Below are 15,979 nucleotides of genomic sequence, written 5' to 3'. Positions count from 1 at the left end.
TATTGTTTCATTTGATAATATCACTGTTAATGGTGATGTGATAATTGATACTCAGGGTGATTCTACTTATATGGGTGCTACTGCTACTAATCGTACTGATGTTTGGACTCTTGATGTCCCTGATGATGCTCAGTTTGTTAACGGATTTATTTACGTATGTTACAATTGGGATAAGACTGGTCAGACTGTCCCTCCTTTCACCTCTACCTTTAATGGTGTTGCGGTTACTCCTGTAGCTACCTATAGGGATCAATCCAATATGGGTACTTACGGTAAGTATGGATATGGACTTATCCTTTATGATGTTTCCGGCTTATTGAAAAAAGGTGAAAACACTTTTGTATTGGAAAAAGAGTTTAACAAGACTGCTGTTTATCCAAGCACTCTTGTAGCGTTTTACAATGTAAGCAAATTCTCTACTGAAAAGACAATTTACATGTACAATGGCGCTGACTTGTTGTCTAATGCTAACAATTTCCTTGGTAGAGTTGTTGCGAGCAACAATGTTTTAACTATTGATTCATTTGAGAATGTTATTGATGCTACCTTGTATGTCTTTGCTGCTAGTGCTCAAGCTGGTGAAGGTAATGTTATTGTAAAGGGAGGCAGTTATGAGAATGTATGGTCTGGCAGTTCTAATAGTGTTAACAAGGTTGGCTTTGGCTTAGGTCCTGAAACTACTATTCCAGTTTCATTTGTTGCAACCGGTTCCACTATTTTAGCGTTAGAGCAATTCATTGTAGTTGAGTATAATGTTCCTTCTGCAAGTGCTAAAATCGGTTCCGAATATAATGGTGCGGTATTTGCTGGTACTGACAATGTTATTCAAGTTAATGTTACCAATGATGGTGTAATTAGATCCACTTATGTCATTGACTTGTATGCTGATGGCGTTAAAGTGAATAGCACTGAAATTGAGCTTGATGTTGGTGCAAGTGGCACTTTCTATTTACGTGATGAGACCATTAGGCCTGTCACTGCTGACACTGTCAATGGCATAAGCACTACTAAAGTCAATTACACCATTGTCATTTCTGATGGTAATGGAAAGGTCATTTCTGAATCTACCCTCACTCCTACTTTGTGGTATAATGGTAATTTGGGTAAGGATTTGGCTTATCCTGCTGAGTCTATTGTTTCATTTGATAATATCACTGTTAATGGGGATGTGATAATTGATACTAAGGATGATTCCACATATTGTGCTGCCGGTTCCAGTGGCCGTACTGATGTTTGGACTCTTGATGTTCCGGGTGATGCTAGCTTCGTAAATGGTTTTGTTTATGTTGCTTATAATTGGGACAAGACAAATGGCACCATTCCTGTTTGGACAACTACCTTTAATGGTGTAGAGATTAGTCCTGTTGCTTCCTATAGGGATCAGTCTAATATGGGTACTTATGGTAAGTATGGTTATGGTCTTGTAGTCTATGATGTTTCCAGCTTATTGCAAAAAGGTGAAAACACTTTCGTATTGGTAAAAGAGATTAACAAGACTGCTGTTTATCCAAGTACTTTAGTTACACTTTACAATGTGCCTGAATCAGACACAATTAAAACCGTTTATATGTATAATGGTGCTGACTTGTTGTCTAATGCTAATAATTTCTTAGGAAGAATTGTTGCAAGCAATAATGTTCTTGGTGCTGTTTTGGTTGAGGATATTCTTGGTGCTGATTTGCATGTATTTGCTGCTAGTGCTCAAGCTGGTGAAGGTAACCTTATTGTAAACGATAAGATTTATGAAAATGTATGGTCCGGATCATCTAATTCAGTAAGCGATTATGTGATTGATTTGAAAGATTCACTTAAAGGTTCTAACGCTGTTTCATTTGTTGCAACCGGTTCCACTATTTTAGCATTACAACAATTCATTGTAGTTGAAGCTCCAATTCCAAAAGCAAGTGATCTTCAAAAACTTATAGATGAAACTCCTATTGGTGGAGTATTAAACTTAAATAGTGTATATGCGAATGTTTCAGGTATAAATATCAACAAAGACATTAGCATTGTAGGTGATAATGCATTCATTTTCACTGCTGGTGATGGAAACCCTGTATTCAGCATTGCTGCTGGTGTAAATAATGTAAGTATCAGCGGAATTAACTTTGTAGCAAACAATGGTGATGTGCTCATTAAGGCAATTGCAACCAATGGCACTGATGATCTCTCCATCGTTAACCCTGCTATTGAAATTGCAAACAACACTGTTGCTAAAGCAAATGACAATGTAGTCGCTAGTTCCATTACATTATTCGAGCTTGAATCAGAAAGAGGAGTTCTTGCTCCTTCCAACCCAATTGACATCAATGACAATAATGTAGTGGACGGTGCAAAAACATTTGACTTTGAAATTGCAGGATTGAATGATGGTTCTGGAATAAACATTCCACAAGGAGGATCCATTAATACCAATGGAAGCTCTTCTGTCGTTAAAGTAGCAACAAATATTGTAGCTAAAGCTATGACAACCACAACTGTCAACACTAAAATCAATGGTAAGAATGCAGGTAAAAACTTCTCCATTACTTTAAAAGACAGTAAGGGTAATGTTTTAGCAAATAAACAAGGGATGATTTCCTTAAACGGCAATATATATAAACGCACAACCAATGCTAACGGTGTCGCAACCGTAAAAATTGCATTCAGCAAAAAAGGAACTTACCCTGTTGTGATTTCATTCCTCGGTGATGATAAATACAACGGAAGCTTTGTAGTAACAAAAGTTAAAGTCAATCCACAAAAAGTCAAATTGACTGTAACCAAGAAAACATATAAGGCAAGCAAAAAAACCAAATACTTGTATGCTACACTTAAGGCAACAAACAAGAAAGCGATTAAAGGTAAAAAGTTAGTCTTTACTGTAAACGGTAAAAAATACACTGCAAAAACCAATGCAAAAGGAATTGCAAAAGTAAAAGTTAAGTTATCTAAAAAGAAAACTTACAAAGTTACCGTAAAATTCGCAGGAGACAGCACCTTTAATAAGATCACTAAAAAAGGAAAAGTTGTAATTAAATAGAAATTTTAGACAAGGATAGTTAAGTGGGTTCAAATCCATTTAACCTATTCTTTATTTTTTATTTTTTTTTTTTAAGTTCATCGTTTTTATGGTGTGATTTGTTCTTTTTTTATTAATTTTAATTTTTAGTCCAGTATCTACTTGTTCATATTTGCTATCTTTTTTCTTCTAATCATGCAATATAACTAATTTTTTTTAAAAGTTATTACTTTTTAACGAGTTTTACTAAAAAAAGTAATACTTAATGCAAATATATATTACTTATATTTTACATATTAAAATAATGTCTAAGTAATTATTGAAATTAGTATAATATTTAGTTAAATACTAGTTTTAAATAATTTTTCTTATTCATGTTTGGAGACTTTATATGAAATTTAATAAAAAATATTTTTAGTATTTCTATTGCTGATTCTAATTGTTCCTCAAGGTGTCTCAGCTAGCAGTGATGCTATGTTGGATGACGGTAATGATTTGACTATTGGTAGTTATCATCAGGATACTGTTAGGTCCATTAGTGATGGTTCTTCAGATGGTTCTATATATAATTCTATAGACTTTTCTATTGATGATCATATCAGTGATTCTAATTATTTTGTGGAAGATATAGGTTCAGATAGAAATAATGAGGATATTTCTGAAAACAATCCATATTTAGTTTCTGAAAATATAGATAATCGATTATCTAATGATGAATTAAGTAATGATGGTTTAAACTCAATAGAGAGAGGGTCTGGCAGTGATAGTGTTTTGAATTCTATTGATTTGGGATCTATCGATGATACTGTGGTCAATGCTGATTTGAATCTCATTGAGTCTTCAAATGTTCTAAAGGACGAAAACACTTTCAATATTTTTATAATAAGCGATAATACTGGTAACAACCTTTTTGATGCTGTTTCATGTGAAATATTGGATAATTCCAGTTTTTCTAATGTTAAGATAAGCATTAGAAGTGGAAATCAGATAAATGCCATGTCTGAAGAGGAAATTTATGATCTTTTAGCATCTTGTGATGCATTTATCGGGCAATGGGTTAGTTCCAATGTTGATGCTGTATTAACAAGCATAATTGGAAAATATCCTACATTATCAGATAAAAAACTATTCCTCTTGCTGGAATCTCCTACTGGAAACATTAACTCTGGTTCCAGCTCATTAAATCTAATTAGGAATTGTACAATTAATTATGAAAAGATATTTTCAAGTTTCTCTAATGATGTTTTAGTGGACTATTATCAAAACACAAAAAGAGGAACTAATTTTGAAGAGGTTTTTGATTATATCGAAAATCATGGCAGTTCTTTTGGAGATGTCTTTAATAATTTAGTGTTGTATAAGGATATTAATGACAAAGGCAATCTAAAAAATGAGCTTTTATATATTCTTAACTTTTTAGGGCATGATTGTCAATATGAGGAGCCTAATTTCACTGGAGTGCAGGCATCAGGTATCTTTAGGGATAGGTGGTATTCATTAGATGAATATATTGAAACTTTCTTCAACCAATCCAATAACCGAACTATTGGTATTTTGGAAAGTAATATGTATATTCAATCACAGCAATTGGATTTGGTGAATAAGATCACTGATTCCTTAGAAGCAAAGGGGTACAATGTAATTCCTATCTATTGTCCTGCAGGTAATGCGGAACAATTGAATATCATGATAAGATATTGGACCAGTGCAGGCTCTAACATAACCGGCTTTTTGGACAATCCGGAAAAATTCGACATTAATGTGGATGCAATCATTTCAATGGTTGCTTATGGAGTAGGTGGAGAGAACTTTACCAATGCCACTCACTTCTTCGAAGATGCGGATGTTCCTGTTTTCAGAGCGGTTCACTCTGAATACATTACCAATTCACAGTGGGAACTTAGCCCTATTGGATTAAGCACTACCAAAAGCGATAAATGGTGGCATGTAACAATAGCCGAGTCTCAGGGTATTTTTGATGCTACATTCATTGGAGGGGCCGATTCTTACATTTCCAATAAAACTGGTGCCAATATAAACACTTTCGTTCCACAAATTGAAAATATTAATTTGCTTGTTGATAGAGTGGATGCATGGGTGGATTTACAGTACACTCCAAATATCGATAAGATGATTTCCATAGTGTATTACAATTACCCTCCTGGAAAACAGAATATCGGTGCAAGTTATTTGGATGCCATAACCAGTGTTTACAATATGCTTTTAACATTGAAGGAAGAGGGTTATAATCTAACCGATTTGCCAAACAATGTTTCTGAACTTGAAGATATGATGATCACTTGCGGTATAAATGTTGCTAATTGGGCTCCCGGTGAGGTAGAAAAATTGGCAAACCATTCAGGTGTCGCTCTTCTTCCAGTAGATGAATATATGGTTTGGTTTAATTCTTTAGATGATATAGTTAAATTGCAGGTTTCTGAAGGGCCTGTTGCTTACATTGGGGAAATGGTTAAGAAAGCAGTTTTGATTAACTTTACCCTTGAAGTGGATTCCATGTTAAGTCAATGGTATAGTGAGATTAAGGCATTGCTTCCGGAAAACCAATCCTATGCTGCAACTCAAGTCCTTGATAAAATTGTAAATGCCTTAAAAATGTATGGAAACACCTCTTCATCCAGTTATTATGATGAATTTTTAGCTTATTACGCAGAATTTAAAAGCTTAAATGTTTCAGGATTAAATGGTTGGGGAGAAGCGCCGGGAAATATAATGCTTGTCAATCGTGATGGTGTCGATTACTTTGTAATACCTGGGTTGACCTTTGGAAATGTGTTCATTGGTCCTGAACCTCAACGTGGTTGGGAAGCAGATATTGAAAACCTTTATCACTGTACTGCTGTTGCTCCAACACACCAATATCTGGCGGCATATTATTATATGCAAACAAGACATTCCAATGCTATGGTTTTTGTTGGAAGACATGCAACTCATGAGTGGCTGCCTGGAAAAGAGGTTCTTTTATCCTATAATGATTATGGATCTATTGTTGTAGGAAAGGTTCCTCAAGTGTATTTCTATATTACTGATGGTTTAGGTGAAGCTATCCAAGCTAAAAGGAGAGGATTTGCAGTATTGATTTCACATCTTGATTCTCCAAAATCCTTCACCCATTTATATGGAAACTTAACTGAGTTGGCTAACTTATTGGAGAGATATGATAATAACAGGAATAGTGATAATTTTGATGCTAATTTAGATTCAAACTTATCTAAGGAGATTAAAAAATTAATCATTGACAATAATTATCATCTCACTCTATGCATGAGCGAAAAGGAAATAAACGATTCAGATATGAGTGTTTTAAGTCCTAAATTAACAGCATTCTTAAAGGATACACAAAATACATTATATCCATTAGGACTTCATGCAATCGGTCAAAAATGGACAGATGATGATTTGGCAAACACTGTTTCAATTATTTCTTCACATGATTTTGAATTCAATGGAGAAAAGACCAATCTTCTAAACCAATTGTCTCAATATTATTATGGTTATAATTATTCCAACATATCCCCTTTAAAAAGGGAGTTTATTTTGAATAAATCTGCAGATATCTGCAAAGCCTTGATTTATTGGGATGTTGAGACTGTTTCTGCCACATTAGGCATTGATAGTCCTGAGTTTTTAGCGTCATTGACCATTTCAAAGAATTACATTGATTTGTATAATGTATGTGTGGATGATGAATTGGATTCCATGATTTCTGCATTGAATGGAAGGTATATTCATGTTAATATTGGTGGTGAAAGTGTAACTGTACCTCAAGTTCTTCCTACTGGTTCCAATATGTTCCAGGACCAATCATCTGAACTTCCAACTCAAGATGCTTGGAATTATGCTAAAACACTTACCTTATTGACTTTAGCGGATTTAAATGATACAACCGAAAAGATAATCATTGGTATTTGGTGTGTTGAAACTGCAAGGGATGATGGTGCTTTGGTTTCTACAGTTCTTTATTTATTAGGCATGAAACCGGTTTGGCATGACTCTTCCAGTGCAGGATATGATGAGGAAGGAATTCCAACCGGTAAGAAAGTTGAGGATATTCCAAATGTCATTGCGTTGGAGGATTTAACCCGTCCTGAAGGTTGGGCTAAAAAAAGAATAGATGTAACCGTTATTACAAGCGGTTTATTTAGAGACTTATACAGTTCTCAAGCTCGCCTAATCGATAATGCATTTAGATTGACTTTAGCTCGTTCATATAATACCATTGTAAAAAATCAAACCCTTATGAATGGCCCATATGGTTCTCAAATAAATGAATCCATTAGATCAATAATGAGAAGCATCAGTTTCAAAGGCCTTTCCAATGAGTCATTAGATGATAATTATGTTGCTAAGCATTGGCTTGAAGATTGCATATATTACTTGAGCTTAGGCTATAATTCCACAACTGCTGGGGAATATGCAATTACTCGTATTTTTGCACCTCCAAATGGGGATTATGGTGCAGGAATATCTAAATTGGTCTCTATGTCCTGGACTTGGAATGATACTGATGAGTTATCCGAGTTTTATATCGGTAGGATGGGTAATATGTATTCCAAATATTATTGGGGAGATACAAACCCAGTAGTATTTATGAGAGCATTATCTGATACAGATCACATTATCGTTAGTCGTAATACCAACCAGTATGGTGTTTTAGACAATGATGACTTCTTCGATTACTGGGAGGTCTCTCTATGACTGTAGAATACTTATCCAACAAAACACCTACAATGAATTTATTGATGTATGCAAACAAGGAGAGCGCATATGTTGCTTCCTTTGAACAGGTTTTCTATAATGAGCTTAATGCCAGATACTTAAACCCTAAGTGGATTGAAGGAATGATGAAAGAGGGCTACAGCGGTTCAAGATACATGTCCAATAAATTTATTTCTAATTTATGGGGATGGCAAGTGACAAGACCTTCTTCAGTTTCTCAGACTGTTTGGGATGATGTCTATAAAACCTATTATCAGGATAAATATGGTTTAGGTGTTAAGGAATGGTTAAAATCTGGAAATAATGCTTATTCCTTGATATCCATGAGTGGAACAATGTTGAACTCTGCTTATGAAGGATATTGGGATGCAGATGATGCAACCATTAGGGATATAGCAAATACTTGGGCTCAAGCAACTGTTGCAAATGGAGTGGCATGTTGTGATTGTAGCTGCGGTAATGTAGCTATGATGGAATGGGCAATTAAGTATGTTAATGCAGATTTACTTGCCAAATTATTGCCTACATTATACAATGCAACATTAAATCCTAAATTTTTGATGAATGCAACAGACTTGCCTTCAAATTCCTCAAATATTGATAGTCAAACTAGCAATAGCACTAAGTCTAACAGCACTGAAACCATTCAGACAAACAGCAGTTCCAATGCTGAAGCTCAAAGTGCTAGAGGAAACACAAATGTTCTGGGTTCCAGTTCCGGAGCTAGTGTTGGTATGGATTATGAAGGGCAAGCAGATTCAAGCAGTGATTCAAATGCAGGAACTCCCGACGCTAATGGTGAAGGCAAAGCTATGGAAGTTACTCAACATTCAAGCACTCCTGTAGCACCAAAAGATGTCAGCATGCCTATAGCAATTATTGCTTGTGTAATATGCTTGGTGATATTAATAGGATTTGGTTATTTCAGAAACAAAGATGATGATGACTATTATGATGATATGGATGATGATTTCGAATACAAATAATCTTCAATCATCTCCCAATATCGATTCGTAGTCTTAATTATCCCTTAAAAATAAAATTTTTTTATTTTTATTTTTTTATTTTATTTTTAGTTTCTATAAATGCTTAAATAATGATTATTTTGCTTATAATAAGCATAAGTCAAATAATGATTATTTATATTTAAAAAAAAATTGATTAAAAAGAATGAAAATTTGATAATTATATGGTTTTGTGGTGAGATTTATGGATACAATTAGTATGTTGTGGCAATTTGGAATTTTAGCTGCAGTGCTTGTTTTTGGCATAAAGCTAGGGCTTGCTGTTGGCTTGGCTAATCTGTCAAAAAAGTATTTGGCTACCGTTTGTGTAGGATATGGTGCGGGAGTATTGATACTTGCTGAAATTTCATCCCACTATGCAAATGAGATTACTGATTTGATTTACACTTATAATTCCCTTTTCTTTATTATTATGGCGGTAATAATGATTTTAGCAGGTATCTTTACCATAAGGGAATGGAAAGTCTTTGAAAAGAATACCACAGCCGCTACCTGTGCAGCGGTTATTGCTCCTTGCCCTTGCTGTTTTGGATCAATTGTTGTAAGTATATTATTGGTTGCTCCAACTGTAGGTTTAGGGGCCGTGGACTTAAGCAAATATGTTGCATTGGCATTGGTCTTGACAATTGTAGTTACTTACTTTGCTTCCAATGTATTTGTAAGATATGTGGATAAGCCTTATCCGATTGTTTTAGGAAACTTCATGTTTTTCCTAGGAATATATTTCCTATTGTCTGCATTGGTCATTCCGAACATTGCTGCAATAATGAACAAGTCAATGGGCTCAATAAGCATAGTTTCAATGGATAGTCTAATGGGTTCCATAATAGCATTGATTATTTTAATTGCTATTGGTATAGTCTTTTCAAGAAAGAGGAATATTTTAAGTTAATCTTTTATTTATTGATAGTTATCTTAATTTAAAGTTTTATATGATTCATTTTATTTTTAATTTGTTTGGTGATTGTAGATGGTAACAGTGATTCCAGGTAGTGATTTATTAACTTCAGCATTGAATGTTGTTTCTCAAAGTTTACAGATACCAGTAATAGTATTCTTATTATTATTTGCATTGTATGCTGTAATTACTGTCGGAGGCCTTATATCAGAGTATAGTTCTCGTAAGAAAGTGTCTGTCAGATTGATTAAGGATTTGATATTTTCAATTTCTCGCACTAAGGAGATTAGTGAAATTGAAGGCATAATTAAAAATGCCCAAATTCCTAAAAACCAAAAGAGAGTTTTAGTGAATATTGCAAGGTCCAGTGAATTGAAAAAAGATTCAAGAGAGGCTTTGGCAGAAAAGTTAATTGAAAATGAAGAGGATATAATTGAGAAAAAACTTCAAACAACTGATATCGTTACAAAAATTGGACCTACTTTAGGTTTAATGGGTACCTTGATTCCTATGGGTCCAGGGCTTGCTGCATTAGGCAGTGGGGATGTTACAACCTTATCCAATGCGATTATTGTAGCTTTTGATACTACAGTTGTTGGTATCGGTGCTGGAGCAGTTGCTTATGTTGTTTCTAAAATTAGGAGACGTTGGTATGAACAGTATCTATCTGATTTAGATGCTTTATCTAAAGCTGTATTGGATAGGTTAAATGAGTAAATTTTTTATAAAGGGTTGATGAATTTGGCACGACATAAGTCTGGCAAACGTTTGGATAAAGGAGAAGAAGAAGATCCGATGGCAGGTGCAGCAAATCTTGTCGATGCAATGTTGGTCATTGCGGTAGGGCTCCTTGTATTCTTAGTAATCTCTTGGAATATGCAAAGCATTGTTTTTAATGATGATTTAACTCAAGAGCAAAGGCAGCAAATGATGCAGGATATGCAACAGGTCACTGAATTGGATCAAGGTCAGGAATTGAATGAAACTCCCGATGTAAGCAATAGTTCTGGTAAAGGATATACTGAGATGGGAAAGGTTTATAGAGATTCCTCGACAGGTAAGCTGATAATGGTAGAGGATTGATTCTTTAATTTCCTTTCATTATCACAATCTTTTTTATTATTTTTTTATCTTTTTATCTTTTTATGATTATTTTATTTTCAGATTCTTATTTTTTACAGCTTTTAAATTTTAATTATTTATATTAGAAAATATAAATTATTGGTAATGGTAAGCCGAAGACAGCTGCTGGTTTTATAACTAGGGAAACTCCGCACATCATTATAGAACTGTAAAGTTGAAAGACTTATGCTGAGAAGTATGACTCTGGAGCAGACGGCCTTTGATGGATGACAATGATGCTTGACTGATGGACATTAAAGGAATCGGTGAAACGGCCAATCTACAGGATGCAAGAACAAATATGCTGATGACCGCTAAGGGAAGCAGAGTAGTTCGCTAAGATGAATGCTGTATAAAACAGAATGTGGGTTACTCTCGGCATACCATTACAATTACTATGGGTTAACCTAAAATTAAGACCTTAATATACTTATTTTTTTGATTTTGTAAAAAAAGATTAGGCTTAAAATCATAATATTAATTTTTACTTATAAAAAAATCTAATAAAATAAAATAAGCCTATAAAATTTTTCAGTCTCATTTTTTTGACATTTTAGAGTCAGATAAGATTTAAATAAAATAAGAAGATTATTTTTTAGCTATGATAACTGAAATAAAAGTATTGTCCTTTTTAAACATTTCAACACTTTTAAAACCTGCTTCAAGCAAATACTCTTCCAATTCATCAGGAGTGTGGAGATTTATTCCTTCAATATTATCTGCCAATTCTTCATCAGCAGGATTGGTTCCATCTATCCCATTAGCCATCATGAACTGTCCATTTGGTTTGAGGATTCTAAATACTTCCTTGAAACTTTCACCTAAGTCTGGCCAGAAAAAGATGGTTGAAAATGCTGTGGCCAAATCATAGGATTCATCTTCAATAGGCATATTGGCAACATTTGCTTGAATGACATTGCATCTTCCACTATCAACTGAATCTTGATTTCTTTTAATTGATTCTCTAACGGAAACATCAGAATAGTCAAGCCCATCTACATTTCCTTTAGTTGCTTTCAAGAATTTCTCAATATTTACGCCACCGCCGCAGCCAATATCTAATATGTTTGCATTTTCATTAAAATCAACACATTCAAATGCAAATTCAGAGATTTCTTGATGTTCTTCATTCATGCTTTCAATAACCTGAATTCCTTCCACGCCATGTGGTTTCATGTATTGGTCTGTTTTTTCTTCACTCATACATATTATTAATATTTTTTTTATATATATTTATTACGAATTAAAATGTTCTTTAAAAAATTATCCTATTTTAGTATAAATTTTTATAATTTCATCCTCTTAAAAAAAAATGCTTATTTAATATATTGGGCTAATTTTGTTTATTTTTTATAAAAACTCTCGAATATTTCTCATTTTCTTATTTTAAGATGCAAGTGAGCACTTACATGCGAAAATCTATATATGTTCTCCTTAATAAATTAATAATCTGATGATAAAATATAATTTACCTGTGAGGTAGAAAATGAGAAAAACTTTAATTACTAATGATTCATTTATTAAAAACTTATTTTTGTCCACATTAATCCTTTTATTGTTATTTAGCATTTCAACTGTAAATGCTGCAGATAATCAAATGGATGATGTGTTATGTAGTAGTAACTTAGAAACAGATGCAATGTCATTGGATAATGATCTTGAAAAAATTGATTCTATTTCCGATGTTGATTCTCAAGCAGTAAAAGCTGATTCCATTTCAAAGAATAATTTAAGATCTTCTACTGATGATATTGTTCAAGTCGATGATTCTAGACCTGGAAACTTTTCTACTTTAGAAAAGGAAATCAGTGATTGTAAAAAAAATGAGTTTAAATTAACAAGAGATTATGGCTATGATGATAGGGAACTTAATGATGAGATTATAGTCAATAAATCAAATTTTTTGATTGATGGTCAAGGCCATACTTTAAATGGGATTAGTCTTTCAGCATTCTTCAAAATTAATGGTGATAATGTAACCTTAAAAAACATTAATTTCATTAATGGACTTTCACTTGATGGTCCGGGTAAAATAAAAAACGGCACAGTAAATTTCAATGGTTCTGGTTGTGTATTGCAAAGCTGTAACTTCACAAATAATGCTGATCATTGTGGACTTGTAGTATGTTTTGAAGGATTTGGAATTGTTGATGCTTGTATTTTTAACCGTATTTTCGGATGTTATAGGGGAATATTGGAATTTAAGAAAGGAGGAATTGTTAATAGTTCAACATTTAAAAATAACGATGCAATGTTAGGGGGAACTATTTTAAGTCATTCAGACTTATATGTTGAAGATACTCATTTCGAAAACAATATTATTCGTGATTTTGAGTGCAATAATTCAGATATTTTTATGGTAAATCCTAATGATACTTTAACTATTATTCAAACTCCGTTTTACGACAATCCAAATGATTTTGCTGCTTTAAATAAATTGATTAATGAATGCAATGAAAATCCTATAGTTTTAGATAAGGATTATGTGTTCCGTCCAAGTTCTGATTTCATATATATAACTGGTGTTCCAATTGTTAAGGATTTTTTTGTAATTGATGGTGCTGGTCATTCCATTGATGGATGTAATTTAGCAAGATTATTTAATATTAAAGGAAAAACACCTATTTTAAAAAATATAGTCTTTAAAAATGGATTTTCAACTTCAAATGGTGGAGCTATTTTAGCTAAAGAAATTATATTAGAAAATTGCACATTTATGAATAACACTGGAGCACTTGGTGGAGCGGTTTTTGCTCAAAATGCTTTAATCAAAAACTGTAACTTCACAGATAATAACGCTACAGCTTGGGGAGGATCAGTTTCCATCAACAAAACCGCTACTATTAGGGGTTGTCATTTTGAAAATTCCTATGCTTCTCAACATGGTGGCGCTGTTTATGCTAAAGATTTAATAATGTCTGATTCACAGTTAGTTAATAATGAAGCATTTTTTGGCGGTGCAATAGATTCAGATTATGCTGATATAGATTCTTGTGTTTTGCTCAACAATAGGGCAGTGAATTCTGGTGGAGCAATTTATGTTCAATATAATGCAACATTAAATCACATAATTTGTGAAAATAACTTGGCTGCAATGTTTGGAGGTTCATTAAGAGTAATGGATACTGCAATAGTGAGCGGTAGTCATTTTTCAAATTCCACTTCAAATGATGATGGTGGAGCTATAAATGCTAAAAATGCAATGATTAGCGGTTGTACCTTTGATGATTGTATTTCCGGTTATGCTGGTGGAGCAGTATATTCCGCTAATGATGCTTTAATCGATGAGTGTACATTTGAAAATAATCATGCTGTAGTAGGTGGAGCATTATATTTAAATGGTACTTCTAAGGTCAAAAATAGCCATATTTATAATAATACTGCTACAGCATATGGTCGAGGTATTTACTTCAATGGAAATAAATACTTTAATATATTAAGAATAATTAATGGCACTGACTTTTTAGGAAATGTCGCTAATGAAGTAGGGGATTCAGTTTACACTAGGGGAAATTTAACTGTTGACAGTTCTAAATTCAATAATTCCTATACCTCTGAATCAATTCATGTCCAAAATGGCTGTGTTCTTTTTGTTCGACATTAGAGAATAAAGATTTTGCTAATGGGGATTTTAAAGGTCTCTTTAGCTATTTATAATTTAAAATGGTTTAAAAACTATTTTAAATTATCTCCTTTTTTATTATTTTTTTTTTTAAATAGTTAGAGCTATTTTTTCATTTTTTTATTTATTATACTCATTTACCTAATTTTGTTAGAGCTATTTTTTCATTTTTTTATTTATTATACTCATTTACCTAATTTTGTTAGAGCTATTTTTTCATTTTTTTATTTATTATACTCATTTGCCTAATTTTTGACATGTGTGATAAGTCTATTCAGTATTCAAATTGTTCCAAATGTTAATTATCTTATCTGCAGTGTATTCTATTTCTTCTTTTGTATGGGTGGCCATTATTGTTAGTCTTAATCTGCTTTGGCCTTTTGGAACTGATGGTGGTCTTATAGCTGAAACTAAAATTCCTTCTTTTTCCAATTCCTTAGAAAATCTGTTAGCTAAATCTGCTGAACCTATGATTATAGGGATAATTGGTGTTTCCCCTTCCACAATATTTAATCCTGCATTGCTAAGAAGCTTTCTCATAAGTTTTGTATTCTCATTTAAATTGTTAAGATATTCTTCGTTGTTGTCTTTTAATAGGATTAAAGCCTTATTTGCACTAGCTATGGTAGCTGGAGAAAGTGCTGTAGAGAAAATAAATGGTCGGGATTTGTTTATAAGGTAATCTATATAGACTTTCTTTCCACATACAAAACCGCCTTCAGATGCAAGTGCTTTGCTTAGTGTGCCTATTTGCAGATCTACGAATTCACTTAAGTCTTTTCCGGTTTTATCCTTAAAGTATTCCACTGTTCCCTTTCCAGTTTTTCCAATGACTCCAGTTGCATGTGCATCATCAATTATGAGGCAACAGTTGTATTTATTGGCTATTTCTACAAGTTCTGGAAGTGGAGCAATATCCCCATCCATGCTGAAGACTCCATCTGTAACTATGAAGAAATTGGATTCTGGATTTGCTTTAAGCTCTTTTTTTATAAGATTCTCTAAATCAGAAGTGTCTTTATGCTTATAGATTCTAACACTTGCTTTTGATATTTTAGTTCCATCGATTATGCTTGCATGATTTAATTGGTCTGAGAATATTACATCATTTTCTTTTGTAATAGCATAAATGACTCCTAAGTTAGCCATATATCCAGTATTAAAAATAAGTGTTGATTCTGTGTTTTTAAACTCAGAGAGATTATTTTCAAGTTCTCTTGCTTCAAAAGAAGCACCTGTAGTCAGTCTTGAACCTGTTGAACTTGTTCCGAAATCATTAGCCTCTTTAGATGCTTTTATAACCTCTGGGTGGTGAGTAAGTCCTAAATAGTTATTGGTTCCAAAAACAAGAAACTCTTTGCCATTCTTATCTATGGCTTTAGTGGAGCTAATGAATCTTAAATCATCTATTGTTCTGTTTAGATTATTATTTTTAAGTTCCTCTAGTTCCTCTTTTAACTTATTTTCAAGATTTAGGTTCATTTTATCTCTCTTTGATATTAACTTTTTTTACTTTATTAGTTTCTTATTTTCTTATTTTTTTATTTCTTCTTTTCTGTTATTTTATGATTTTA

The 15,979-nt window shown here is 33.1% G+C and carries 7 protein-coding genes, 1 other RNA gene and 1 pseudogene; 7 read left to right on the top strand and 2 right to left on the bottom strand.

What is annotated here, in order from left to right; translation table 11 throughout:
- The first annotated feature begins 1 nt into the window (after window position 1).
- The 6 genes and pseudogenes from QZV12_RS09490 (at window position 2) to rnpB (ending at window position 11,167) form a co-directional block, all read left to right on the top strand.
- Window positions 2–3,022, top strand: a complete 3,021-nt coding sequence (locus tag QZV12_RS09490) for a DUF3344 domain-containing protein (RefSeq protein WP_366925557.1) — start codon at window positions 2–4, stop codon at window positions 3,020–3,022.
- Window positions 3,023–3,475: 453 nt separating this feature from the next.
- Window positions 3,476–8,724, top strand: a pseudogene (locus QZV12_RS09485) (cobaltochelatase subunit CobN).
- A 223-nt stretch (window positions 8,725–8,947) separates the two neighbouring features.
- Window positions 8,948–9,655 carry a DUF2162 domain-containing protein gene (locus QZV12_RS09475; RefSeq protein WP_295620823.1) on the top strand — a complete coding sequence of 236 codons (708 nt, stop codon included), beginning with the start codon at window positions 8,948–8,950 and terminating at the stop codon, window positions 9,653–9,655.
- Window positions 9,656–9,733: 78 nt separating this feature from the next.
- Window positions 9,734–10,378 (top strand): MotA/TolQ/ExbB proton channel family protein, encoded by a 645-nt coding sequence (locus QZV12_RS09470; RefSeq protein WP_295620820.1) that lies wholly within the window; start codon window positions 9,734–9,736, stop codon window positions 10,376–10,378.
- 24 nt (window positions 10,379–10,402) lie between these two features.
- Entirely contained in the window at window positions 10,403–10,744 is a 342-nt protein-coding gene (locus QZV12_RS09465) for a DUF2149 domain-containing protein (RefSeq protein ID WP_394350734.1), read from the top strand.
- A 147-nt stretch (window positions 10,745–10,891) separates the two neighbouring features.
- Window positions 10,892–11,167: RNase P RNA component (gene rnpB / locus QZV12_RS09460), an RNA gene on the top strand.
- Window positions 11,168–11,371: 204 nt separating this feature from the next.
- Here the strand turns inward: rnpB and QZV12_RS09455 are convergent.
- A complete protein-coding gene (locus QZV12_RS09455) occupies window positions 11,372–11,986 on the bottom strand; it encodes a class I SAM-dependent methyltransferase (protein ID WP_295620817.1) in 615 nt (204 codons plus the stop codon).
- A gap of 283 nt (window positions 11,987–12,269) precedes the next feature.
- On the opposite strand from QZV12_RS09455, the gene QZV12_RS09450 reads away from it, so the two are divergent.
- On the top strand, window positions 12,270–14,387 hold the full coding sequence (locus tag QZV12_RS09450) for a hypothetical protein (RefSeq protein WP_295620814.1): 2,118 nt from the start codon (window positions 12,270–12,272) through the stop codon (window positions 14,385–14,387).
- Window positions 14,388–14,675: 288 nt separating this feature from the next.
- Here QZV12_RS09450 and bioF read toward each other — a convergent pair whose 3' ends face one another.
- Window positions 14,676–15,887: an 8-amino-7-oxononanoate synthase gene (gene bioF, locus QZV12_RS09445; RefSeq protein WP_295620811.1), complete on the bottom strand. Its 1,212-nt coding sequence runs from the start codon at window positions 15,885–15,887 to the stop codon at window positions 14,676–14,678.
- Window positions 15,888–15,979: the final 92 nt, after the last annotated feature.

It is taken from the genome of uncultured Methanobrevibacter sp., assembly GCF_902769175.1.
Classification (GTDB): Archaea; Methanobacteriota; Methanobacteria; order Methanobacteriales; family Methanobacteriaceae; genus Methanobrevibacter.
Note: the sequence above shows the minus strand (reverse complement) of the source record. Positions and strands in the feature narration are given on the sequence as shown.

Coding starts and splice junctions, on each gene's coding strand:
- QZV12_RS09455 (WP_295620817.1), bottom strand. CDS start 11,986: ATGAGTGAAGAAAAAACAGACCAATACATGAAACCACATGGCGTGGAA.
- QZV12_RS09450 (WP_295620814.1), top strand. CDS start 12,270: ATGAGAAAAACTTTAATTACTAATGATTCATTTATTAAAAACTTATTT.
- bioF (WP_295620811.1), bottom strand. CDS start 15,887: ATGAACCTAAATCTTGAAAATAAGTTAAAAGAGGAACTAGAGGAACTT.
- QZV12_RS09470 (WP_295620820.1), top strand. CDS start 9,734: ATGGTAACAGTGATTCCAGGTAGTGATTTATTAACTTCAGCATTGAAT.
- QZV12_RS09475 (WP_295620823.1), top strand. CDS start 8,948: ATGGATACAATTAGTATGTTGTGGCAATTTGGAATTTTAGCTGCAGTG.